Origin of the sequence: Paenibacillus sp. FSL F4-0243 (assembly GCF_037963295.1) — a bacterium.
In the GTDB taxonomy this organism is placed as follows: domain Bacteria; phylum Bacillota; class Bacilli; order Paenibacillales; family Paenibacillaceae; genus Paenibacillus_AQ.
Genome location: NZ_CP150151.1, coordinates 5,283,674 through 5,309,233 on the forward strand (window position 1 = coordinate 5,283,674; position 25,560 = coordinate 5,309,233).

Annotated in this window: 23 protein-coding genes; all 23 read right to left on the bottom strand. The window is 46.2% G+C overall.

Annotated features, from left to right (window positions below; genetic code table 11):
- Nucleotides 1-15: 15 nt before the first annotated feature.
- On the bottom strand, nucleotides 16-798 hold the full coding sequence (locus NSS87_RS23565; protein ID WP_042190831.1) for a YlmH/Sll1252 family protein: 783 nt from the start codon (nucleotides 796-798) through the stop codon (nucleotides 16-18).
- 9 nt (nucleotides 799-807) lie between these two features.
- Complete coding sequence (locus NSS87_RS23570) at nucleotides 808-1,047, bottom strand: YggT family protein (RefSeq protein WP_042194359.1); 240 nt, start codon at nucleotides 1,045-1,047, stop codon at nucleotides 808-810.
- A 34-nt stretch (nucleotides 1,048-1,081) separates the two neighbouring features.
- Complete coding sequence (gene sepF / locus NSS87_RS23575; protein WP_042190833.1) at nucleotides 1,082-1,522, bottom strand: cell division protein SepF; 441 nt, start codon at nucleotides 1,520-1,522, stop codon at nucleotides 1,082-1,084.
- 11 nt (nucleotides 1,523-1,533) lie between these two features.
- Nucleotides 1,534-2,220 (bottom strand): YggS family pyridoxal phosphate-dependent enzyme, encoded by a 687-nt coding sequence (locus NSS87_RS23580; protein WP_339243114.1) that lies wholly within the window; start codon nucleotides 2,218-2,220, stop codon nucleotides 1,534-1,536.
- Between the two features lie 3 nt (nucleotides 2,221-2,223).
- A complete protein-coding gene (gene pgeF / locus NSS87_RS23585; RefSeq protein ID WP_339243116.1) occupies nucleotides 2,224-3,081 on the bottom strand; it encodes a peptidoglycan editing factor PgeF in 858 nt (285 codons plus the stop codon).
- Nucleotides 3,082-3,214: 133 nt separating this feature from the next.
- Nucleotides 3,215-3,559 (bottom strand): YlmC/YmxH family sporulation protein, encoded by a 345-nt coding sequence (locus NSS87_RS23590; RefSeq protein WP_339243119.1) that lies wholly within the window; start codon nucleotides 3,557-3,559, stop codon nucleotides 3,215-3,217.
- 211 nt (nucleotides 3,560-3,770) lie between these two features.
- On the bottom strand, nucleotides 3,771-4,553 hold the full coding sequence (sigG, locus tag NSS87_RS23595; RefSeq protein WP_036683631.1) for an RNA polymerase sporulation sigma factor SigG: 783 nt from the start codon (nucleotides 4,551-4,553) through the stop codon (nucleotides 3,771-3,773).
- 78 nt (nucleotides 4,554-4,631) lie between these two features.
- Nucleotides 4,632-5,354: an RNA polymerase sporulation sigma factor SigE gene (gene sigE / locus NSS87_RS23600; protein ID WP_028530613.1), complete on the bottom strand. Its 723-nt coding sequence runs from the start codon at nucleotides 5,352-5,354 to the stop codon at nucleotides 4,632-4,634.
- A 91-nt stretch (nucleotides 5,355-5,445) separates the two neighbouring features.
- Nucleotides 5,446-6,393, bottom strand: coding sequence for a sigma-E processing peptidase SpoIIGA (gene spoIIGA / locus NSS87_RS23605; RefSeq protein ID WP_042194361.1), 948 nt, complete (start codon nucleotides 6,391-6,393; stop codon nucleotides 5,446-5,448).
- Between the two features lie 642 nt (nucleotides 6,394-7,035).
- Complete coding sequence (gene ftsZ, locus NSS87_RS23610) at nucleotides 7,036-8,157, bottom strand: cell division protein FtsZ (protein ID WP_042130228.1); 1,122 nt, start codon at nucleotides 8,155-8,157, stop codon at nucleotides 7,036-7,038.
- Nucleotides 8,158-8,218: 61 nt separating this feature from the next.
- Nucleotides 8,219-9,481, bottom strand: a complete 1,263-nt coding sequence (gene ftsA, locus NSS87_RS23615) for a cell division protein FtsA (RefSeq protein WP_042190844.1) — start codon at nucleotides 9,479-9,481, stop codon at nucleotides 8,219-8,221.
- Between the two features lie 344 nt (nucleotides 9,482-9,825).
- Nucleotides 9,826-10,596, bottom strand: coding sequence for an FtsQ-type POTRA domain-containing protein (locus NSS87_RS23620; RefSeq protein ID WP_339243122.1), 771 nt, complete (start codon nucleotides 10,594-10,596; stop codon nucleotides 9,826-9,828).
- A gap of 63 nt (nucleotides 10,597-10,659) precedes the next feature.
- On the bottom strand, nucleotides 10,660-11,943 hold the full coding sequence (gene murA, locus NSS87_RS23625; RefSeq protein WP_042190848.1) for a UDP-N-acetylglucosamine 1-carboxyvinyltransferase: 1,284 nt from the start codon (nucleotides 11,941-11,943) through the stop codon (nucleotides 10,660-10,662).
- Nucleotides 11,944-12,251: 308 nt separating this feature from the next.
- Nucleotides 12,252-13,364, bottom strand: coding sequence for an undecaprenyldiphospho-muramoylpentapeptide beta-N-acetylglucosaminyltransferase (murG, locus tag NSS87_RS23630; protein ID WP_042190850.1), 1,113 nt, complete (start codon nucleotides 13,362-13,364; stop codon nucleotides 12,252-12,254).
- Nucleotides 13,365-13,369: 5 nt separating this feature from the next.
- Nucleotides 13,370-14,467 carry a stage V sporulation protein E gene (gene spoVE, locus NSS87_RS23635; RefSeq protein ID WP_042130238.1) on the bottom strand — a complete coding sequence of 366 codons (1,098 nt, stop codon included), beginning with the start codon at nucleotides 14,465-14,467 and terminating at the stop codon, nucleotides 13,370-13,372.
- Between the two features lie 54 nt (nucleotides 14,468-14,521).
- On the bottom strand, nucleotides 14,522-15,943 hold the full coding sequence (murD, locus tag NSS87_RS23640) for a UDP-N-acetylmuramoyl-L-alanine--D-glutamate ligase (protein ID WP_339243126.1): 1,422 nt from the start codon (nucleotides 15,941-15,943) through the stop codon (nucleotides 14,522-14,524).
- Nucleotides 15,944-15,946: 3 nt separating this feature from the next.
- Entirely contained in the window at nucleotides 15,947-16,912 is a 966-nt protein-coding gene (mraY, locus tag NSS87_RS23645; RefSeq protein ID WP_042190854.1) for a phospho-N-acetylmuramoyl-pentapeptide-transferase, read from the bottom strand.
- Nucleotides 16,913-16,933: 21 nt separating this feature from the next.
- The gene (gene murF, locus NSS87_RS23650; RefSeq protein ID WP_339248651.1) at nucleotides 16,934-18,337 is read right to left on the bottom strand and encodes a UDP-N-acetylmuramoyl-tripeptide--D-alanyl-D-alanine ligase; all 1,404 of its coding nucleotides are present in this window, start codon (nucleotides 18,335-18,337) and stop codon (nucleotides 16,934-16,936) included.
- Nucleotides 18,337-19,824, bottom strand: coding sequence for a UDP-N-acetylmuramoyl-L-alanyl-D-glutamate--2,6-diaminopimelate ligase (locus NSS87_RS23655; protein ID WP_339243128.1), 1,488 nt, complete (start codon nucleotides 19,822-19,824; stop codon nucleotides 18,337-18,339). Before NSS87_RS23655 ends, murF begins: the two co-directional genes overlap by 1 nt.
- Nucleotides 19,825-19,879: 55 nt before the next feature.
- Entirely contained in the window at nucleotides 19,880-21,805 is a 1,926-nt protein-coding gene (locus NSS87_RS23660) for a stage V sporulation protein D (protein WP_042190860.1), read from the bottom strand.
- Between the two features lie 80 nt (nucleotides 21,806-21,885).
- Nucleotides 21,886-24,117 (bottom strand): penicillin-binding transpeptidase domain-containing protein, encoded by a 2,232-nt coding sequence (locus NSS87_RS23665; protein WP_339243131.1) that lies wholly within the window; start codon nucleotides 24,115-24,117, stop codon nucleotides 21,886-21,888.
- A gap of 45 nt (nucleotides 24,118-24,162) precedes the next feature.
- A complete protein-coding gene (locus tag NSS87_RS23670) occupies nucleotides 24,163-24,555 on the bottom strand; it encodes a septum formation initiator family protein (RefSeq protein WP_076284765.1) in 393 nt (130 codons plus the stop codon).
- A gap of 23 nt (nucleotides 24,556-24,578) precedes the next feature.
- Nucleotides 24,579-25,532, bottom strand: coding sequence for a 16S rRNA (cytosine(1402)-N(4))-methyltransferase RsmH (rsmH, locus tag NSS87_RS23675; RefSeq protein ID WP_042190866.1), 954 nt, complete (start codon nucleotides 25,530-25,532; stop codon nucleotides 24,579-24,581).
- Nucleotides 25,533-25,560 lie beyond the last annotated feature (28 nt).

The window sequence follows — 25,560 nt, forward strand, 5'->3', positions numbered from 1 at the left end:
ATTCCTGCAAGGGATTCACACAAATTTACCAACCTGAACACGGTATCGGCCCTTTTTCGTCAAACTACCAACCTCTAGAACCTTGAATCGACCAAATCCTTGAATAGATACCATGTCACCATCTTTAAGTCCGCAGGAAGGGTCTTCTTCCACTTTCCAATTTACCCGAACGCGCCCAGCCTTGATGGGAGCAAGAATTTTGCTTCGGCTAAGCCGTGTTACATCTGCGGCTATGCCATCCAATCGTAGGGACGCTACAGTCAAATCCATCATTTCCAGCTTCACCTCACTATTACGCAAGGCAGAAAGTGGCAATACCTCCGTGCTCACCTGTATTCGGTGTACTCCAGTTAAATTCATGTCTAAATAATCTGCAATATCTGCAGCTACTACCACATGACAACCATCGTCCAGAACATGAATATCACCGATTTTTCCACGTTTTACTCCAAGACCCAGAATAGAGCCCATGTAGTCCCCATGTTCTAGCGCCAAAAACTTTTGCTCACCAGAGGTTATCGCAAGAACGCTCAGCTCCATGTCCTCATGATCCAGATCACGATAATCAGGTGCAATGAGTGCTCGCTTCCGCTCTGCCTCAGGGTGGCCGCCTTCCCATCTAACGATAACATCTGGATGTCGATTGACGAGACTTTGCAGAATAAATCCTTGGCGCGGATCTAGAAATTCGGTCAGTTTCGTCTCATGATATTCTCCCGCATGGGTAACCCACTCCCAAGCCTTGTCCACAAATTGTCTTTCATCGGGATGAAAATGCCCGTAAACTTCTGTCTTCATCACTTCTGCCTAAAAAATTAAGTGCAAAATGGATTTGAGTCCACCTGCCGCAAATTCCAAGACGAATAGTGCAATGATCGGGGAAATATCAAGCGTACCAAAGAGTGGCGGAATAAACCGACGAAATGGTGTCAAATACGGCTCAACAAGCTTGCTCAGCAGTTCTCCGATAAAGTTCTCACGAACGTTTGGTAACCAAGACATCAGTACGTAGAAAATAATCATGTAAAAATAAATATTAAACAGCATATCAATAATGTAATCAATTTGGGGCAAAGCTCATTCACCTCATTCTGTTATAGTCTGGATCGTCACCTAGGATTTCCGTAATGGCACCTTGAATTTCAACGGTATCTGGCGTGCACATAAATATATTGCCCCCAATTTTAGAGATTCCTCCCCCAAGGGCATAAACAGTTCCACTTAAAAAATCAATAATTCTCATTGCCTGATCATTACGGACACGCTGAAGATTGATCACTACCGTCCGGTGAGAACGGAGATGGTCCGCAATTTCCTGAGCCTCATCGTACGAACGTGGCTCATAAAGTACAACTTTTACATTCTTCTGCGAATGGATACTGACAACGTTGCCCCTTTGATTTTTGCGGGTTTCGACAGGGGCTGGCTCATACTCATCCTCTTCGTGGATTTGCTCCCGCTCCACAACTTCTTCTTCCTCCTGCAAGCCCAAAAAACTCATAAATCGGTTCATAACGCTCATCACGATCCCTCCTAATGGCCTACTAACACCGTACCTAGGCGTACCCAGGTGGCTCCTTCCTGTATCGCCACTTCAAAATCATTCGACATTCCCATTGATAGCTCCGTAATCGGTTCAGGTGTCAAAGCAAGTTGATTGAGCTCATCGCGCAGCTCACGAAGTCCGCGAAATACAGGGCGGGTAAGCTCCGGATCACCTTCTAAAGGTGCCATCGTCATTAGTCCAATTACTTTTACACGGTCTAGACTAGCAATTTCACGCAAAAATCCAGGTACCGCCTCAGGCGACAGACCAAATTTCGTATCTTCTCCAGAGATGTTTACTTGAAGAAAGACATTCACTTCTTGATCTGCGGCAATCGCCTTTTTGTGTAATTCTTGCGCCAAAGATATCCGGTCCAAAGAGTGTATATATTGAAACTTGCCAATAACGTCTTTAACCTTATTGGTCTGCAAATGCCCGATAAAATGCCATGTCCCTTGGTCCCCTAAAACCTTCCATTTGTGCTCAGCATCCTGCCAGCGACTCTCGGCAATATGCTCCAGGCCTGCCTCCAATACGGAGGACACCATTTCCAGAGAAACATATTTCGTCACTGCAATTACCTTGACGTCATTTCGATCCCGGCCGCTTGCCGCGCAGGCACGTGCTACACGTCCCTCTACCTCAGCAATTCTCTCCTGCAGTGTTAAAGCCAACTTTCAACTCTCCTTTATTCCGATCCAGCTCGTCATCCTGCCTGTAACCCCATCTTCTTTACGATAAGAAAAGAACAAATCTTGATTACAGCTTGTACACCAAGATGTACATTCGATATGAGTCGGCAATATTCCTGCTTTAATCATAATGCGTCGATTCATTTCTTTCAAGTTTAGCATGTATTTGTTCTCATCTGTGTCAGATGTTCTGTACAGCTCCACAGTACTGGCTGTTTCTGTTGGTTTACTCAGATCACCTTCCAGTCGATGAACATGCTCCATCACATAATCGTCCACCTCATAACAGCAGTCACCAATGGATGGTCCGATCGCTGCAATAATGTCCTGCGCATGGCTTCCGTAAATGGTCTCCATTTTACTCACCATAGCGGCTGCAATCTGGGCCACAGTTCCCTTCCAGCCAGCATGGGCAAGACCGACGACTTGGTGCACAGGATCATAAAAATAAAGGGGTACACAATCCGCATAAAAAGAAGTCAGAAAAACTCCCGGTACATCTGTAAGCAAACCATCAGTTGCCTGAAATGCCGAGGTTCTATCCTTTTGACCCCGCCCACGATCGGCTTCCCTTACCACTGCTATTTCTGCTCCATGGGTTTGTTCTCCACAAGTCCAAGCTTCCGGCTTGAAATCAAGAGCTTCCGCAAGCGCCCTACGATTCGTTAAGACATCTTCCGGAGCATCCCCAACATGAAATGCACAATTCAGGCTGTCATAAGGCTTTTTGCTAGCCCCTCCCTGTCTACCCGTAAAACCTGCTGTAATTTCTTTATGCTTCACACGCCAAGGCTCCAGATGGAGCAGCATAAGTGTTTCCTTCCCCTGCACAAACGGTTCCATATCCTCACCTCCGCCTTAGTGTACCACATGTAAATACCCCTACAAAATGCCGCTTAAGCTAGAACATCAAATTTACTAACTTTTAAGTCATGCCATTTCGAATCATTTTATAAAAAACAAAAAACGCACCTAATTAATAAGTGCGCCGTTCGCCTCGGTCCCCTCGTTCCAAATACATCGTTTCCCGCTCGTCCTGCCCTTGAGGTATTCTTGATTCTTCAATCTTCACAAGCACTACATCAGACCCGATTTTGACAATATTTCGCCATGGAATAATCAGATCGGTTCCGCCTCCGAACAATCCCATAAACCGAGTGTATCCGGGAATTACGATTGCATCAATGACACCTCGGCGTAAATCAAGCTCTAAGTCACTGATTTGGCCCAGCCGCTTGCCGTCCACAATGTTAATAACGTCCTTAGTCTGAAAATCAGAGATTTTCATTTTTTTGGCTGATCCTAAATAATCCTCGTTCATCTCACCACCCCTGTACAATCAGACCTATAGTCCAATATATGTTATGAAAGCTTGGCCACATGCATGAAATATCCCCACAAAGTGAGGCTATGCTTAGATGCTTACCAAGGTACTTTGCGGGGGCTCAATATATACTTCCTGAAACAGTAAAAAGAGGAGATCACCCAAAATCCTTATCACGGATTCTGGATATCTCCTCATTTCAGACGATTTAAGACTTCACATGCTTTTGCATTTGCTGAATCGCAGATTTCTCTAGACGTGAGACCTGTGCCTGTGAGATACCAATCTCATCTGCGACCTCCATCTGTGTTTTCCCTTCGAAAAACCGCATGGATAAAATTCGTTTCTCCCTTTGACCTAACTTACGCATCGCTTCACGTAAGGCGATTTCTTCGATCCACGACACATCCTTATTCTTATCATCGCTAATCTGGTCCATTACATAAATAGGATCGCCACCGTCATGATAGATCGGTTCGAATAAGGACACTGGATCCTGAATAGCATCAAGGGCAAAGACTACATCTTCCTTCGGTACGCCAAGTGCTTCAGAGATTTCGAATATCGTCGGTTCCCGCGAATTCTGATTGGTCAGACTATCGCGTACCTGCAGCGCCTTATAAGCAATGTCTCTGAGTGAACGCGATACTCGAATCGGATTGTTATCACGCAAGTAACGACGGATCTCACCAATAATCATCGGAACCGCATATGTGGAGAACTTAACGTTTTGTGATAAATCGAAATTATCGATGGCTTTCATCAGACCGATGCAGCCCACCTGGAACAAATCGTCAACAAATTCTCCCCTATTATTGAACCTCTGGATAACACTTAGAACGAGCCTAAGATTACCATTTACCAATTTCTCTCTGGCGGATCGCTCGCCCTGCTGCTGCAGCGAAGTGAACAGTTGCCGCATTTCCACATTCGTTAGAACAGGCAGCTTAGCAGTATCCACACCGCAAATCTCGACTTTATTTCGGGTCATGATGATTTACCTCCCAAGGAGAAACATTACTGTACATTATCTCCCGGGTTGGCCATTTTATTCCTTGCTAATTTCACCTTACACCATCTTGTTAAACTCCTTACGCAGCCGCTTAATAATTCGTTTCTCCAGACGAGAGATGTAAGATTGGGAAATGCCGAGCAGATCCGCCACATCTTTTTGCGTCTTTTCTTCGCCCCCACGTAGTCCGAAACGCAGCTCCATAATGAGTCTTTCCCGTTCGCTCAGCTTTTCCAGCGCCTTTTGCAGCAGCTTGCGGTCGACCTGTTCTTCAATGTTCCGATAGATGGTATCATTTTCCGTCCCTAAAACATCTGAGAGCAGCAACTCATTACCATCCCAATCGATATTAAGAGGCTCATCAAAAGAAACCTCACTCCGTGTCTTGCTATTACGCCGCAGATACATCAAAATTTCATTCTCTATGCAACGTGATGCATATGTTGCTAGTTTTATTTTTTTCTCGGGATCAAAAGTGTTAACCGCCTTAATTAATCCGATAGCCCCTATCGAAACCAGGTCTTCAATATTGATTCCGGTATTCTCAAATTTACGAGCGATATACACTACGAGGCGCAGGTTACGCTCAATCAGCATCGCACGAACAGCAGCATCGCCGCTAGATAGCCGCTGAAGCAGATACTCTTCTTCTTCCCGTGTCAGCGGTGGAGGTAGAGCCTCGCTCCCGCCGATATAATAGATTTCCTGACTCTTCAGCCCCAGTAGAAACAGCATGCGGTAATATTGCAGCTGCAGAGCAATTTTCCATTTGACCATTATTGTTCCTCCTCCAAGAAGTACACGGTTAGCGTATGAAGCTTTTAATTCCCGCTTTCAGCCATCAGAAGTTTGGTTCAGCTAGCTTTAAAGATTAGGAAGGTAGTGCTGCATCAGTGGCGCTCTCTTTTTGAGTTAAATCCGGATGTATGACCGCCCGATAGGCTCCATCTCCTGAGAGCGTCCCGCCATCCAGCCCAATTAAGACTCTTTTACTATAAAAGATATCTTCACCGAGCTTTATCGTCACAAGGTCTGGCTTCAGTGCGAGCATAAATGATGCCCCTCGGTTAATCCCCCTGTAAGGTACTAGTCGCATCCTATCCTGCCAAGCAAACGACTGCCCGTCCGTTTCTAGCAAAAGTCTGTCCGCACCATCCTGAGTGAGTCTCCCTTTCCATGCAGCAGGCAGATGCCCCTCCCAGAGCGTCGATTCCATCACCATCACCGGTATGCGGGTCAAAGGATCACAGAGACGATTACCTGTGTCTAACAGGCCAGGACAGGAAACACTTACACCATCAATTTCAACAACCACCTCACCGATATAGGTTTCAAGCTGCTCCCTTCTGATTCGTGAAGAATGCACTGCCTTGAAGCAGATTAACACCAGGGGGAATACTGCAATGACAAACCAAAAGCCGATCTTTAAGCCGTAGGCATGCCCTCCTGAAGCAGTGAACATAATACCATTCCAAATGTCGCTGGAGCTCTGCAGCAAATAGTGAATACCAACAATTCCACCTGCGGCTGCAAAATTGATAATATAGAAAGCTCCCATAGTGCGAAGGTAGCTTTGCAGACTCCCAAAACCAAAGGCAATCCATAACATAACCACCGACAATCCAAACTTGATAAGGAAGGTATACATGAAAGACAGCTCCGGTACAAACATCATCACTACATACAGTGCGCCAACGAGAGCTGAGAGGATTAAACGCCACCATGAGATTCTCAGCTTAACCATCCAGCCTGTCAGCCACAAAAGAATTCCGTCGATCACTAGATTGGCGGCGAATATCAAGTCAATATAAACAACCAGTGCATTCACCTGCTTAATGGCGGAATCTATCCTCTAGCCAAATTGGATCAGGCTCTGTTTTTTGGACGATATGATTAGTATAGAAAGTCTCGCATTCAAAGTCTGTCTAAACTTGGGGGGCATTCTTGCGGTTTTTTTGTCGAGTTATAGCGCGTGAGGATTTATTCCTTCTTTATGGAATTTCTTATATCTTTTATTCACTGCGTCATTCGCTCCATCATTCGCTGGATCATTCAATGGAATAGAGGAATCCTGCAAATATACAACTTTTTGTGCAAAACTCCGCTTCATGAAGTCCAAAAACTGCAAATATACAGGATATCCTCACTTTTGGCTAGAAATCTTTATTTGGCGCAGGAATTACTGCAGATTCGCAGGAATCAACGCTTTAACCATCTGCTTATTAATAAACACTGTATTTTTGCAGGATTATCCGATAGTTAATGGTTGCCGCTTTCCGCTCTCCGACTACCAGTTACCACCTACTGTAACTACTTAGTCAACCATCACCCCCTTGGAGCTACACAGTGCCGTTCATAGTCTTGCTTGATCCTTATTACATTTACGCAAAAAAAACACCGTACCGCTATAGCTAATCAGCTAAGCGATACGGTGTTCTCGTATAATCTTGATTCTATTTAATTAGTCATTGTTGCCCCGAGTACGATTACGCAGGAACGTCGGAATATCGAGCTGGTCAGAAGAACTCTGATTGCCGAAAGGACGTAAATTAGCTGAACTCTTATCCGGTGCTGCCGCAGGCTCGTTATTCGTCGAGACCGGACGACGTCCTGGAGTTTCAGGCGATGGTTTATGTTCAAAGCCAGTAGCAATTACTGTTACTTTGATATCATCCTTCAGGCCTTCATCAATAATCGCACCAAAGATCATATTCACTTCAGGATCAGAGGCGGATGTAACGATCTCAGCCGCTTCATTAACTTCATATAGAGAGAGGTTGGATCCTCCCGTAATGTTCATGATTACGCCGCGGGCGCCTTCAATAGACGTTTCCAAGAGTGGGCTCATGATGGCTTTACGTGCTGCTTCAGACGCACGGTTCTCACCATTTGCAATACCAATACCCATAAGCGCTGAACCGCGCTCTGTCATGATCGTCTTTACATCCGCAAAGTCAAGGTTAATCAGACCAGGAACCTTAATTAGGTCAGAGATACCTTGAACAGCCTGCCGGAGAACATTATCTGCTTCACGGAAAGCTTCCAACATCGGTGTTTTCTTATCAACGATCTCAAGCAAACGGTCATTTGGAATGACGATTAGCGTGTCGACTTTTTCTTTCAAAGCTTCGATTCCAAGCATTGCCTGGTTATAACGTTTTCTTCCTTCAAAAGTGAACGGGCGAGTAACTACCCCCACAGTCAAGGCTCCACACTCTCTAGCAATCTCAGCTATAACTGGTGCTGCACCTGTTCCTGTACCGCCACCCATCCCTGCAGTAACAAACACCATATCTGCGCCCTTAAGGGTATTAGAGATCAAGTCACGGGATTCTTCCGCTGCTTTCTTACCGACTTCAGGATTAGCTCCTGCACCCAACCCGCGGGTCAGCTTGTCCCCGATTTGCAGCTTGTGCTCCGATTTGGCCATATGCAACGCTTGGGCGTCTGTATTAACCGTAATAAATTCTACACCCTGAACGCCATTTTCAATCATCCGGTTGACAGCATTACTACCTCCGCCGCCCACGCCGATGACTTTTATTTGCGCCAAGCTCTCCATTTCAAAATCAAATTCTAACATATTGTTCCATCTCCCCCTCAATGTGCTTGGATGGCCGGTCCAAGTATATCTGGACTTACACTTATATAAACTCGCTGAACATGTTCTTTAGACGCTCGACAAACCCGGTCTTCTGAACCGTTTCCTGATTTGGAGTGGCGTTCTGCTTACTCCGGTTGACCGTCTTTTTGTTGCTGCTTCCACCACTGCTTCTTCCACGGAAGCTACGGACAACATTATGCAGGATACCAACACCTCCGGTAAACCCAGGGTCCCGTACACCGATATAATCCGGTACAGCGATGCGTACAGATGCAGCCAGTTCAGTCTGAGCCGCCTTTAATACGCCAGGCATCGAAACAGTTCCACCCGTTAATATATAACCTCCAGGTAGTTCACTGTAACCAAGCCGTTTCACTTCCTGTTTAATCAGATGGAAGATTTCTTGCACCCGTGGTTCGATAATTGCCGCTAAATCCTCTTGGTTAAATTCCTTCTCTACATTACTGCCAATGCGCAGCACCTTGAAGACAACGTCAGAGGCTGCATCGTCAATCCATGCGCAACCATACTTTAGCTTTACTTTCTCCGCTTGATCAGTAAGTGTACGTAATCCGTATGCAATGTCATTAGTTACAAATTCTCCGCCGATCGGAATCGTAGAGGTTGCACAAAGGGAACTTTCTTCGTATATGGCTATCGTTGTCGACCCGGCCCCGATATCAACCAGAACAGATCCCATCGATTTCTCGTCTTTGGACAGCGCCAATCCACCAGCACCAAGAGACATCAGCACAAGATCCTTCACTTTCAGCCCTGATTTCTCAACACATCGTAGTAGATTATGTATTGGCGTCTTAGCACCCGTAATGATGGTTGCGTCCACTTCTAGACGAACACCAATCATCCCGCGCGGGTCCTGAATACCTTCGAGACCATCGACGATAAATTGTTTAGGAACAACATCAATCACTTCTCGCTCCGGAGGCATAGCGATGACTTCCGCAGCTTTAATAACGCGATCGATATCATCCTCACCGATTTCACGATCCTCATTCTGAACGGCCACGACACCGTGGCTGGATTGCAGGCCAATATGATTACCGGAAATGCCTACATAAACTTCTGATATTTGAATACCCACCATTTGCTCTGCATGATCTATAGCACTTTTGATCGATTGCACAGTTTGGTCGATATCTACAATCGCGCCTTTACGTATTCCTTCCGAATCAGCAGATCCAACGCCAATAATATTAAAGGTTCCATTGGTAACTTCCCCAATTATTGCCCGAACTTTGGATGTACCGATGTCCAAACTAACAATGATGTCATTGTTGCTCAAGTCCTATGGCACCTCCTGTTATAATCGAAATAATTTGCATAATCTTATCCCGGTCCCGGGAAACTTCTCTGTACATATTCAACATACCTAACCCTTTCCCTCTTTTTTCTACAAATTTTTTGAACGGAATAATATTCCAACATCCCTAAATGTGATTAGTTACTCATAATTTTTTATAAGAATGATAATTATCACAAGAAATATATACCTATTTGGTTATTACTAACCATATAAAAGATTATATTTCAAAAAAATCGAAGAAAAAAGAGGGATATAGCTTCTTGCCCGTAACTCCGATTGTAGCATTTTTTGAACTCTATTAGTAGGGACTATTTACCTCTACTCTACTCTTGCACATCTTTTTGATCATCGCCCTTTTGCTCCTCACTTTCGACCTGAAAAGGAACATACGAGTCGGCTTCAAGCATCGTGATAAGTCCAGGCTCCTTTGTCTCTATTACCTGATTCAGGTATGACACTTTGCTCTTCAATAAAGAGATGGAAGTGATCACCTCGAAACGGGATCTAGTATAGAGCTTGATACGATCCGGAAATGACAAGGTTGGCGAGGGAACAATCTCAGAGATATCACTTGTCAATTCATTAGAAATGCTTCCAAGCGTTTGACATAGGATAGCCTTATTAGGATCAGCTGGATCCCAGTTGGTTAATATAGGTTTCTCTACAGCAATACCAGTCTCATTAACAGTCACCGCTGCTCCACTCGACAGAATCGCCTTCAAGATGCCGCCCTGTTCCAGTTCATAGGCCACCGCAGGGAACTCTTCAATCTTCACTGTGATTACCCCGGGGAAATCCTTCTTTACGGCCACAGCCTTAACCGTCTTAAGCTCCAGCAGAGATTGTTCCACAGACTTCGTAGAAACGGCAAAGAATTGTCCACCTATATGAATTCCACTTTGCGAGAGTAATTCCTCACTAGTAGAATACTTGCTTCCCTGAAAATCTATCACTGTAATGTGACTAATAGACGATCTGAAAAAAATCACAGCAAGAAGCGCAGTGAACAGTAGCAGCAGGATCGCCGTAATCTTACGGCTCATTTTTTTCTTAGGCTTGTCCTCTTTAAGAAGAGGTAATCGGGTTGTTGTCATTCTCATATCTCCGTAATAAGGCCCTGTCTCCTTCCTTGGTAGAACTGAAGGAGACAGGGAGCTTTAATTGGCCAAATCAAGTGGATCCGGTACGGGTACCTTGCGGCTTATACGCGCGCCAAGCTTCTGAAACAGCTTCTCTATTCCATCATACCCGCGGTCAATATGGTGTGCTTGCTCAACGACTGTAGTCCCTTGTGCAGCAAGCCCAGCAATGACCAGAGCCGCACCTGCACGCAAGTCAGTAGCTTCCACAGTAGCACCATACAATCTCTGAACGCCGCGAATAAACGCACGATTCAAATCAATAGAAATATCAGCGCCCATCCGCGCCATTTCTTCAACATGCTTGAATCGTCCCTCAAACACCGTCTCCTTGATTACACTGAAGCCATCAGCGAGAGACAACAGCACCATGACCTGAGATTGCAGATCGGTTGGGAAAGAAGGATAAGGAGAAGTCACAATTCTCTCAACAGCACGTGGGCGCCCCATACAACTGATATTAATTATATCATTGCACACTGTGATTTGAACACCAGCCCGCTTGAGCACATGAATAAGTGAAGTCAGATGCCCCGCATTGGCATGTGTCAAAGTCACATTTCCTCGTGTAGCTGCCGCAGCAATCATTACGGTTCCAGCCACAATCCGATCAGGTATCACCTCGTACGTACAGGGATATAGGTTTTTCACCCCTTGAATTGTGATGGTGTCCGTACCTGCACCGATAATCTGAGCACCCATGCTATTTAAAAATTGCTGTAGGTCCTGTATCTCCGGCTCTCTCGCTGCCCCCGATATTGTTGTTGTTCCCTCTGCCTTTGCCGCAGCCATCATAATATTCTCCGTTGCTCCTACACTTGGATAGTCGAGATGAATATCACTCCCTATAAGCTTAGAGCCCCGACAGAATATTCTTCCGTTGCTCTCCTCGATCTCCGCCCCTAACGCCTTAAGTCCCTGTAGATGAAGATCGATTTTACGCTCTCCGATCGCACAGCCCCCAGGCTGATAGATCGTTACCTCTCCAAATCTGGATAACAGCGGTCCCATTAGAAAAATGGAAGATCTCATCTGCCGCATTAAATCCTCAGGGATATGAGATGTCCCGACGGCAGACGTATCTATCGTCACCGTATCCTCTTGATGCACGCACCTGCAGCCCAGCCGATCTAGGATGTCTAGCATAGTCTCGATGTCCAGCAGCTTCGGCACATTATGCAGTGAGTGAACTCCTTCGGCCAGCAGGCTTGCCGCTAGAATCGGCAGCGCCGCATTTTTTGCTCCATGGATACGAATGGTGCCTGACAGGGGACTTCCACCCTCAATCACCAATTTGTCCAATGTATCACCTCCGAGATTACCGCTCACCCACCACAAACACTTCCGTTACAAGCTCATATGAAATGTACAAGTATAAACGTCTTCGGCGTCCTTTATAAGGACGGTAGGCGTTTAAGCGAGAAATATAAGGATAATGTATAACGTGAAACTTATACTTTCTTATATTTCAAGAATATCCTGCACTACATCTCAGGTTTGGAAGTGTCCTGGGTGATTGTCACGATTATAGGATTATCCTATGTTCGTTCCTCCAAGTGTGTGACAGAGAGCTGCCAATAAGGAAAACCCGTATGGAAAACGATGATATCTTAAGACTTCTTACCCGCAAGTCTTCGGAGCTCGCTTGTGATTACTGCCGCAGAATCTCTTTTGCCGAGTCGTTTGGAGGCCACGGACATCTGCTCACGCACGGCTTCAGTTCCGATGATTTTTTGAACCGCCTCATATAGTGCCGTGCCGTTTAAATCTTTCTCAAGCAGCACCACAGCAGCACCTTCACGTTCCAACTGTCTTGCATTCGCCTCCTGATGGTTATTCGTCACATTAGGAGATGGAATGAGTACAGAGGGAATACCCAGCGCTGTGATCTCAGCGAGAAAAGAGGCTCCCGCCCGATTAACGATCAAGGAGGTACAAGCCAACACCTCTGGCATATTATGAACGTAAGGAAGGACATGCAACCAGTTTGGTATGCTACCCAGCTTTTGACGCAATTCCGCCCGAGTCTCTTCGAAATAAGGTTCACCTGTAACATACACATAATGAACACCATTACCCTTACCCACTTTTGGGGCCATTTCAATCATGGCTCTATTAATAGCCTTAGCTCCCTGACTGCCACCAACCACCAAAACAACAGTACTGCCATCCGAAATCCCCAGCGATGCGAATCCTCGTTGCGGACTTGCTGTAGTAACTGTTGTGGCACGTGGATTGCCAGTATAGATCACATTTTTGCTGCCCGGAAAAGAGGACTCTGTTCCTTCAAAGCTTACGGCAACTGTACTCGCATACCGACTCAGAAAGCGATTGGTTAGGCCTGGTATGGCATTTTGTTCATGGATCAATGTAGGGATGCCCAACCGGGATGCAGCATAAACGACTGGACCACACACATAACCGCCTGTTCCAATCACAACATCTGGTTTAAATTCTCTTAACATCTCTTTGGAAGCCTTGACACCCTTCAAGAAACGCATCACGGTCTTGACATTGTCTATGGATAGCTTGCGCCGAAAACCAGTGATGTCAATAGATTTGAAAGGGATATTCTCTTGAGGGACAAGCTTGCTCTCTAAGCCACGCGTTCCACCAATATACAGGAAGGTAGATTTGCTATCTTCCAACTCCATTTGCCTAGCAACAGCGACCGCAGGGTAGATATGTCCACCCGTGCCTCCGCCGCTTAATACGATACGCATCTCTTTCACCTCGCAAAACGGGATAAGTTCAATAGAATGCCAAGGGATGTTAGCATCAGTGTAAGTGAAGATCCGCCATAGCTAATCAGAGGAAGCGTGATGCCCGTTACAGGCATTAGACCAATAACAACACCAATATTAATAATGACTTGCACAGCCACCATACAGACGATGCCAACGGCCAGATAGCTTCCAAAACGGTCAGGTAGACTCATCGCCACCTTCATACCGCGCCAGATTAGAATAAGAAATAGGATCAACACAGCCAAACCACCGATAAAACCCAGCTCCTCGGCCAATATAGAAAAAATAAAATCTGTTTGTGGCTCAGGTACATAACTGTACTTCTGCCGACTCATTCCTAATCCAAGGCCACCGAGCCCACCAGGACCAATCGCATATAACGACTGAATGATCTGGTAGCCTGCACCAAGGGGGTCGGACCAAGGATCAAGAAAAGCGGTAATCCGCTGCAACCGGTAAGGCGCTGCTGCAATCAAAGCAACAAACCCTGCCGCACCAGCTACTCCAAGTGAAAGTAAATGCTTCATTCTAGCCCCTGCTGTGAAGACCATCATCAAGGCTGCACCAAACATGACGGTACCTGTACCCAAATCCGGCTGGAGCATGATCAGCGCGAAGGCTGACCCAATGAGCGCAAGTGGTGGGAGCAAGCCGCGTGTGAAGGAAGTGATGTCGTATTCCTCTTTTCCTAGCCAATTGGCTAAGAATAGAATCATCCCCATCTTCATGAATTCGGAAGGCTGGATCCCGAAGGAGCTAATTCCTAGCCAGCTGCGCGCTCCCCCGCGTACTACACCAATACCAGGGATAAGCACAATAACAAGTAAGAAAAAGCAGATCAGAAGTGCCGGCTTAGCCAGCTTTTTCAGCACCCTGTAATCGGTATTCGCCGTAACGAACATTGCGACTAGTCCTAGTCCTGCAAACAAAAGCTGTCTTTTTACAAAGTAAAACGAATCTCCATAATTGCGGAAGCCCAGAACGGACCCGGCGCTGTATACCATCACCATGCCGATCACCAGCAAAGATAGAATAGGAATCAGCAACCAAATATCGGGAGCATGACGAGTTTTGTTCATCAGGAGCACACCTCTTGCATCCGTAGTAGGGATGGGGCTTATCCACCCCCCTACTTAAAGGTTATGCACCGCCTCTTTAAAAATACGCCCGCGCTCTTCATAGGATGTAAACATATCCCAACTTGCACAGGCAGGAGATAAAAGAACGATATCTCCTTCTTCCGCCAGAGCGGAGGCTTCCTGTACAGCTTGCTCAAGCACGGCAGCGGCACTCTCCCCATTATCGACGGAGATAATCTGCTTTAATCCTGCCAGCTGCGCTACATTCGTTAGCTTGTCCTTAGTTTCTCCTAACGCCACTAGCGCTTTAACACGACCGCTCAGGACAGGCAGCAGCTCCAAATAATCGGAACCACGGTCTAATCCACCAGCGATCAGCACTACAGGGCGCTCAAAGGACGTTAATGCCATAATCGTCGCTTTGGAGTTTGTTGCTTTGGAGTTATTATAATAAGTGGCTCCAGCCTTATCAGCCACATACTCCAGCCGGTGCTCCACACCGCGAAACGAAGCAAGCACTTCACCCAATAAAGAGGGGTCAGCTCCAGCAGCAATGGCAATTCCACATGCAGCCAGTGCATTTCCCACGTTGAAACGTCCCGGAATACTAATGGAATCTACATCAGCAATGATTGTTTCTTGGTCTGCAGATTCGCGATAGATGATACGGCGCTTCAGATCGTCATCTTGACCCGTAATATAGGATGGGCTAACAAACACACCATGAGTGAGCTCCTCGGACATAGAGAACGGAAGAATAGTAGCTTTCATATACGGCACAAGTTCCCGGCAAAAAGGATCGTCCCAGTTCAGCACAGCCGTATCCGTATCTACTTGATTGGCGAACAGCTTTGCTTTGGAATCGACATAATCCTTCATGCTCCCATGATAATCCAGGTGGGTCTCCGCAATATTCAACAAACAACCTATTTTGGGGCGGAAAGTCTCCGTACCTTTGAGCTGGAAGCTGCTGAGTTCGACCACCATCCAGTTATCCTCTGTAGCTTCTTGCGCAGCCTCACAGAGAGGCGTGCCAATGTTACCTGCAACAATCGGATTCATACCTGCAGCTTCCAGCATTTGACCTACCCAGGTCGTCGTTGTCGTCTTGCCATTGGATCCCGTGATGCCAATCATCGGCGCTGCACAAAGACGGTAAGCAACCTCCACCTCTGTAACTACTTCAATGCCAAGCTCAAGAGCCTTTTGCACAGGAGGCGCAGAATAAGGAATGCCTGGATTCTTAATGACCAGACTTACACCTTCATGAATCAGTCCATCCGGATGCCCACCGCTTATAACACAAATTCCCAAAGATTCCAATTCGGAAGCTTCGGGACTTTGATCTCTTTCCTTTTTATCGTTCACCGTAACTACAGCGCCTCGATCATGCAGCACTTTAGCAACCTGGACACCGCTTTTTGCGAGCCCAAGAACCACAACTTCTTCACCACGATACATATCTGGATGTTTCATTCGCTACAACCCCTTGCTAATAAATAGTCCAACAGCGGCTAATATCAAGCTTACCGCCCAGAACGAAATTACCACACGCCATTCCGACCAGCCACCAAGTTCAAAATGATGGTGAATCGGGCTCATTCTGAATACACGCTTGCCACGGGTTTTGAAAGAAACCACCTGTATCACGACAGATAACATTTCCACCACAAACACACCGCCAATAATTAAAAACAGCAGTTCGCTCTTTGTGACAATCGCAATCGCACCTATCGCGCCGCCAATACCAAATGAACCGGTATCTCCCATGAACACCTTAGCTGGATGGGCATTAAAGACCAGAAATCCAAGAACGGCCCCGATCATTGCCGCTGCACACACGCCAGCTGCAATTGACGTAGCCTGCATCGCTACAACAGCATAAGCTGCCAAAGCAATAGCACTTACACCAGACAGCAAACCATCTACTCCATCGGTAAAGTTAACAGCATTCGTTACTGCCATCATCATAATAATAATGAATGGATAGTAGAAAAAGCCGCCCCAGTCAAAGCTGAAATCAGTACCCGGAACGCTGATACTTGTGCTATGTCCTGCAGAAATCAGCAGACCGCACATCACAGCACCTACCAACAGCTGCCCGAACAATTTTTGACGCGCCGTAAGGCCCAAAGAACGCTTGAATACGATTTTGATATAATCATCCAAAAATCCGATCAGTCCAAAACCAAGCGTAGCCACTAGTAGTACGTAGAAATCGTTATTCACCACGGAAAATTTCAGATAAGCCAATGTAAAAGCCACGATGATTACGATACCGCCCATCGTCGGCGTTCCCGCTTTCTTTAAATGGGATTGCGGTCCGTCATCTCGCACCTGCTGTCCGAATTTCATCCTGCGCAGTAGCGGAATGAAGAGCGGAGCGGCAATGACCGCAAGGATAAAGGAAACAGCAATAGTCAATAACAATAGTTGATAATCCATGGGTGCACCCCCTCCATTTTTTTAGGTCTCTTTAATCTCTTTATTAAGGCTCTGAAGCACTTCCTCAAGCCTCATCCCTCTAGATCCTTTGAATAGTACAATATCCTTGGAGCTGCTTTTCTCGATAAGGACGGCTGTTAATTCTGACTTATCCGTAAAAGCCAGCACACGCTCGTTTCCGAATCTTTCCTTTGCAGCTTCTGCAATATGGACTGACAATGGACCATAGGTATATACAAAATCAGTCACTGCGGGATCTAGGTAGTAGCCAATTTCTTTATGAAACTGTATTTCATCCGGCCCAAGTTCCAGCATGTCCCCCAGTACTGCGATTTTTTTGCCACTGCATTTCATAGTTTGAAGCACATCAATGGCCGCCTTCATAGAAGTCGGACTGGCATTATAAGCATCATTCAAAAGTGTAAGCCCGGAAGAAGTCCGAATCACTTCAATCCGCATGCCCGTCAACTTAAGATTACTTAACCCATTCTCTACATTTTGTTCTGTAATTCCAAAATGGCGAGCAACCGCTAGTGCAGCCAACGCGTTAACAACGTTATGCTGGCCTGGCAGCGGTAATGTAAAAGCATGTTCCTTATGAAGGCTTGACGTAAACGTCATACCACCACTATGGGACATCATCCCAGTCGGATAATCATCATTATCTCCGTTCAGGCCGAAACGGAAGGACACCATCTCCTCCGGAGCCTCAAAAGTGGACTCTTGCATTACCTCAGTCAGCAGCGGTTCATCACCGTTATAAATTAGCAGTCCACCTGGCTTTAGCCCTTCGACTATTTCCAGCTTGGCACGGGCGATTTCTTTGCGGGATCCCAGTTGCAGCAGATGTGACTCACCTACATTAGTAATGACTGCAACATCTGGTGCAGCCAAAGAAGCCAGCAGAGCAATTTCTCCCCGCGAGCTCATACCCATTTCAAGCACTGCAATCTCTGTATCCTCAGCCATGGATAGAATCGTGAGCGGAAGACCAATATGATTATTGAAGTTTCCTTCTGTCTTGTGCACCTTGTACTGCGTTTCGAGCAAGGCCATAATGATATCTTTTGTCGTTGTTTTGCCATTACTGCCCGTAACTGCGACAACCTTCGGAGCGACCTCATTTAAATACGCAGCGGACAGCTTCTGAAGCGCCTCTAGCGTATCTTCAACAATTATGACTCCGCCACCCTCAGGCGCAGGACCTTTATCACGCTGCCATAAGGTCCCTGCAGCACCAGCAGCCATAGCTGTAGCTGCATAATGATGACCGTCAAATTTGTCTCCCGTTAGAGGGACAAACAGGCAGCCTGTAGTTATCTTACGGGAGTCAGTAACGACGCCCGTAAGTGGTATATTCATAGCTTCGGCAGCAGGAAGTTCCCCTGCGCACATCACAGCAATTTGTCCCAGTGTTCTTGTAATCAATAGCTTCGACCCCTTATAACTTCTTTAGCGACGATGCGGTCATCGAAATCGTGAACCACTCCGCCAATCAGTTGATAGGTCTCATGACCTTTCCCCGCAATCAATACTACATCGCCAGAGCTTGCCATTTCAATAGCCTTCCCAATTGCTTCTCGGCGATCAACAATCATATGATACCGGTCAGAGGTGACTCCATCCTCTACTAGTCCTGCTTCTATATCCTTCAGAATTAGCCCAGGGTCCTCCGTCCGAGGGTTGTCAGAGGTTACGAATATCATGTCGCTATATTTTGCAGCTATCTTACCCATTAAAGGACGTTTCGTGCGGTCTCTGTCTCCTCCGCAGCCAAACACAGTAAGCACTTTACCTGTAGCAAATTCGCAGACCGTTCTTAATACATTTTCCAGCCCGTCTGGTGTATGTGCATAGTCAACGATAACGGCATATTCTTGCCCCTCATCTACTGACTCTACCCGTCCAGCTACCCCATCAATCGCCTCAAGACTAGTCTTGATATCTGACAGTGACACATCTTCCAACAACGCTGCCGTAATCGCCGCAAGTGCATTATAGACATTGAACTTACCAACCATACGAAGCGAAATGTCCGTCTCACCCTTAAACGTATCTACATGGAAAAAAGTTCCTTTTGCAGTGATCGAGATTTGCGAAGCTCGGACATTAGCGTTGTTATCAATGCCATATGTAATCACTTCCGCTGCGGTTTGGGTTGCAAAATAGTGGCTCGCCTCATCATCAGCATTAAGCACCGCATATTTGCGTTCTTCTTTCCAAGGAGAGATCACATTTCCTAGTCTAGAGAAGAATAGACCTTTAACCGCCCGATACTCCTCCATTGTATGATGATAATCCAGATGATCCTGGGTTAAGTTCGTAAATATTGCTGTACGGAAGTCCGCACCCTTCACACGTCCTTGCTGAAGCGCATGGGAGGAGACTTCCATGACGCAACATTCCACACCTTTGGAGGCCATATCATGAAGCGAGCGCTGCAGATCTAGCGATTCTGGAGTGGTCCCTGACATAGGGTAGCTTTTGCCGTCATAGCGCATTTGAATGGTCCCAATCAGACCCGTCTTCATATTCTGGTCTTGCATAATTCGCTCAATAAGATAAGTCGTAGTTGTCTTCCCGTTTGTACCCGTAACCCCGATCATTCTCATTCGGCTGCTAGGTGAGCCAAAGAATGCATTCGACATGACAGACATCGCAAAACGGCAGTCATCCACAACGATCTGTGGGATATCAAGCTCTAGCTTATGCTCACATACGATAGCAGATGCTCCAGAGGCTACGGCTTGCGGCGCAAATTTATGTCCGTCTACAGTGTGACCCGGTAAACAGATAAACAGATCACCCGGACTTACACGGCGGGAATCCGTCTGAAGATCAGTAATCTCCACCTCCCCGTCCCCATATAGACGCGAAGTGGCAAGACAAGCAGATAATTCATTAACTTTCATAGTAATCCCTCACTCTACATTTTCGGATACAAACTGAACCTTTATACCTTTATCATTATTCACTAGAAGCTCCCATATAAATCCTGATGGTTGAGCCCTGTTCTACTCTTGCCCCAGCTTTCGGAGCCTGATTGATGACCGTATTGCCAGAGCCTGAACGCGCCAGATTAAAATTCATATTTAAATCCTCATAGATATCTTGTACGGTTGCACCTGTAAGGTCAGGCACGGTCACGATCGGAGTTTCACCATACTTATAAGTTTTTGGAAGCTGATCACTGCGCTCAGGAACCTTCATATAGTGCAGCGAGTCTTCCAAAATATTTTGCACGATTGGAGCTGCAACTACACCCCCAAATTGAATCCCTTTCGGATTATCCACTGCAGTGTAGACAACGATCTGCGGATCATCCGCCGGCGCAAAGCCAATAAAAGAAACAATGTGCTCTGTCGGAGAATAACGTCCATTTATAACCTTCTGTGCAGTACCCGTCTTGCCACCTACACGATAGCCGTCGATAAAAGCCGGCCGTCCCGTGCCTTTGGCAACCACGCTCTCAAGTGCTGCCCGCACCTTCTTGGATGTCTCCTCCGAAATGACCTGCCGCACAAGCTCAGGCTTCACTTCTGATACAGTCTCTCCCGTTTCCGGATTAACCCATGATTTTGTTACATGTGGTTTATAGAGATTGCCACCATTGATAGCCGCGGATACCGCAGCAATCTGCTGAATAGGTGTAACCGAGACCCCTTGGCCGAAGGCCGTAGTCGAAAGCTCCACCGGACCTACTTGACTAAGCTTGAACAGAATCCCATTAGATTCTCCGTTTAGATCAATTCCTGTTTTGCTGCCGAAACCAAAATCACGAATATATTTGAAGAGGGTTTCTTTGCCCAGCCGTTGCCCAAGAGCAACAAAACCAGGGTTACAGGAGTTCTCAACCACCTGAAGGAAGGTTTGGCTGCCATGGCCGCCTTTTTTCCAACAGCGCAGCTTCGCACCCGCCACTTCGATAAACCCAGGATCATAGAAATGATCATTTTGCAGGTCTACCTTACCTTCTTGCAGTGCTGCAGCAAGTGTGATGATTTTGAACGTCGAACCAGGCTCGTAAGTCATCCAAATGGGCAAATTCCGATTATAGATCTGCGGATCATATTCCTTATATAAACCCGGTTCATAACCCGGTCTACTAGCCATGGCCAGAATTTCACCATTCTTCGGATTCATCGCTATAGCCCAAGCACCCTGCGCCTGATATTTTACCATAGCTTGATCCAGCTCACGTTCCATAATGGATTGAATCTGTTTATCAATCGTCAATTGCAGATTAAGTCCATCCTGAGGGGCAGAATACTTCTCCGATGATCCAGGCATGAGTCTTCCACCTGCGTCAGACAAATACGAAATATTACCTGCTATTCCTTTAAGTAAATTATCGTATATATTCTCGACCCCGGTAATCCCTTGGTTATCAATACCTGTAAAGCCTAGTATATGCGCGGCAAGATCGCCGTACGGATAATATCTTTTGCTATCCTCAGCGACAACGATGCCCGGCAACTGCAAATCACGGATGCTCGCGGCAAGTTCCATCGTAATTTTGCGGCCGCCGGGCTGTAGTTTCACCGACATTGATTTTTTAGTCAGCAAGCTCATCAGCTTCTCCTCGGTCATCCCAAGCAGAGGCGCCAATTGCTGCGCTGTCTTTTGCTTCTCCTTCACCTGCACAGGCACCGCATAAACCGTAGGCGTACTGATATTATAGGCCAGCGGTATACCTTCACGATCCAAAATTTCACCACGCTTGGCTGTAAAAGGAATATTGCGGCGCAAGGAATCTTCTACCTTGTCACTTAATTTCTCGCCTTGGGATAATTGCACATAAGCAAGACGCACGACCAGCGAACCGAATAACACTGCCAGTCCCAGCAGCGTCCACAACATTCTCCGCCGTGTTACGACCTTCGAAACCTTCATTCCGTTCTCCCCCGCTTTCACCTATAGACATGAGCTCTTATCTTCATGACTATTCGGGACAAACAGGGGTTAGAACAAGCCTATGGCCCACTCTCCGATTCCGTACCCTCATCAGCAGTCGAAGTTGCAGGATCCTCTTCACTCTTATCATTTAATGGTTTCAGCTTCAAAGTAACCAATGTTTTGCCGTTCTTTGTTCCTTCAATCTGTTCCGAGACATATCCTTCGCCTTCTACCGCAATCTCCACTTTTAGAAGTGTTAGAATCTCAAGCGCATCACGCAGCGACTCTCCTTGTAATTTTGGAATGGTAGGCTTGTCCCCTTGCTTGCTTAATAGGTATATACGCTGTCCTTGAGTAAGCTTCGTTCCAGCCTCTGGATATTGGGTTTCCACAGATGCTTCTGCACCGACCACTTCAAAATCAAATCCTTGATCCAGAAGCGTCTCTCTTGCTTCCTTCATCGTTTTGCCCATCAGATCAGGTGTGGTCCGAAGCACAGGCGCTTCAGATTCAACTGTTTTTTTACTATCCTTATCGCTAGTTTCAGTCGCTAACTTTGGAACTCCCATGTATTGCAGAGACTGAGATACGATTTCTTTAAATACAGGAGCTGCAGCTTTACCGCCGCCAACCTCAACGTTCGGTTCATCAATAATAACAATAACAGCGATCTTTGGATCATTCACAGGCGCATAACCAATAAAGGAGACCAGTACTTTGGACTTCACGTAGTCCTTACCTTCAACCTTGATAGCCGTTCCTGTCTTACCTGCGACACGGTAACCTTCTATGTGAGCGTTGCGTCCTGTACCTTTGACTTGGTCGGCAACTACCTGCTCCAAGTATTCACCGGTTTTCTTGGCGCTTGCCTCATCAATCACCTGACGCACTACACTAGGCTGAGTAACCTTAGTGTCTCCGGTGTTTGGGTCCGTAACCTCTTTTACCACATATGGAGTCATCAGTTTCCCACCATTGGCGATAGCAGATACAGCAACCAATTGTTGAAGCGGGGTAACTAGCACTTTACCATGCCCATATGCAAGTGTAGCAATTTCGATAGGACGTCCAAGGTTAGGGTTAACGACCCCACTGGCTTCCCCTGGCAAATCGATTCCTGTCTTCCCATTAAAGCCAAAATCATCAATATACTGTAAAAGTCTATCTTGTCCGAGCATTTCATAAAGTTTTACAAAAAGAACGTTACTAGACCGCTTCACACCTTCCAGGAAACTGATTTGCCCCCAGCCGGAACGATTAATATCATGTAATGCCTTACTGTATCCCTTAATTCTGATAGATCCTGACAGAAATGTAGCTACGGGATCAAAAAGCTTCTCTTCTACAGCTGCAGCAAGTGTTACAATTTTGAAGGTCGAACCGGGCTCATAAGTTGATTTGATAGCATGATTGTAGAAACCCGCTGCATCAGCACCCGTATCCATATATTTATTAGGATCAAAGGTAGGCATATTCGCCATCCCCAAAATCTCCATCGTATTCGGATCAGCAGCAATGACACTCATACTTTTCGGCTTATATTGCGCATATGCCTTTTCCATGGCCGCTTGTATATATTGCTGGATTGTACTGTCGATTGTAAGCTTGAAATCACTTCCATTTACTACAGGTTTATAGGTATCTTTTGAATCCGGCAGCTTAACCCCTTGACCGTCACTTTGATAAAGCAGCTTGCCATCGGCACCCTTAAGCTGTTCATCCAGGGATTTTTCCAGACCCATAATCGCCTTGCCATCTCGATCTGTATAGCCTAATATATGCGCAGCAAGCGAACCCTTAGGGTAATATCGTTTCTGCTCTCTAACAAGACCAATCCCAGTCTCTTGAATTTTATGCTCTTTACCTAGGGCTACATAAAATTCTTTCACCTTATCAGCAAGTTCCTGATCGATCTTCCAGCCTTCGTTACGAACCTCACGATTCTTGAGGTATTTACCGTTCTCGTCTTTCGCTTCAACCAGCTTCCGCAGCTCATCTTCTGGCTTGCCGAGTAACTCATGCAATCCCTTAACGACCTCATCACCAATTCCCTTTTCAGCAATGACTGCCGGGTTTACAACCACAGTATAAGCAGGAACATCACTTGCGAGCACACTCCCATTACGGTCAGAAATCGTTCCTCGCTCTGCTTTGATAGTCGAAGTGTGCGCCCAAAGTGTAGCAGCCTTTTCTTGCCATTCTGAACCCTCCATAACTTGAATCCAGAACACTCTAGCTATCAAAACAAGAAAAAAGAGGGTAATACACCCTCCTATAAACAGCGTGCGAAGTTTTATTCTCTTTACCATAAGCGAACCTCACAATTTTTTTATTGCGATCTTGCCAATCGCTCACTAATTATCGCCTTCTGTCGATATCGGATTCGCCGGAATAAAGATTGTAGCATTTTCATCCGGTGCTACGTATCCAAGATCTTTTGCCTTTTGGGCAACCTTCTGCTCCAAGTTCTGCTTCTCCATCTCAAACGTGGAAATTTGCTTCTTAGCAGTCGCTATATCCTTATCTAATTTCTGGGCCTGCAAGTTCAAATCATAAATATGAACGTAACGTGAAATCAGGGTGATAGCCACCAAAACGCATACTCCTAGCGTCAGCATATACAAAAGTTTCTCTTGCAGCGGAAGTACTCTTCGTTTGGTAACTACTTTTGTCTTCTCGCGGTAAAGGGGGTTTACCTCTTCTTTTCTTTTGGGCTGAACTGCTAAATTGCCGCGGGTATAGGCCATCTCTGACTCTCCTTTATCGTCAATTACAATTTTTCTGCAATGCGCAGCTTAGCTGAACGGGCTCGAGTATTAAGCTCAAGCTCTTCTTCAGAAGGCACAAGCGGTTTGCGGTTGATTAACTTAAGCGTGCCTTTCGCGCCACATACACAAAACGGAAAGTCAGGCGGGCATGTACATCTGCTTAAATAGCTGCTTAGTATTTGCTTGCAAATTCGGTCCTCGAGTGAATGAAAAGTGATAACGGATACTCTACCTTCTGGTGCAAGGCAACGTACTGCGCTATGTAATCCTTCTTCAAAAGCACCCAACTCGTCGTTTACAGCAATCCGTAAACCTTGGAAGCTACGTTTAGCGGGGTGTCCTCCCGTTCTTCGTGCAGCCGCCGGAATACCTTCCTTGATAAGCTCAGCTAATTCTCCTGTGGTCTCCACAGGACTTTCTTCTCTTCTGTCTACAATTTTCTTAGCGATTCTCCGCGAGAACTTCTCTTCTCCATATTGGAAAAGCACACGGGCAATCTCCTGCTCAGACCACGTATTCACAATATCAGCAGCCGTTAATAGCGCTGTCTGATCCATCCGCATGTCCAGCGGAGCATCATGATTATAACTAAATCCGCGTTCTCCCTCATCAAACTGGGGAGAGGATACGCCAAGGTCAAAGAGGACTCCATCCACTTGGGGAATGCCATCTTTTTGTGGTACAAAGGGCACATCCTTAAGTACACTCTCCAGATCACGGAAATTAGTCTTAATGAGTACAACCTTGTCTCCGTATTCAGCTAGTCTTTCTTTTGCGTTCTCCAGAGCCCAATCATCTTGATCCAAACAGATTAATCGGCCTTCGCCGCTAAGTTTGGAAGCAATTAGTGCGCTGTGGCCTGCTCCACCGAGAGTGCAATCTACATAGATTCCGTCTTTTTTGATGTGCAGCCCTTCTGTCGCTTCTTCTTTAAGCACCGTGATGTGGTGAAACAAGCTGCATCCCTCCAGGACAGTATTCGAT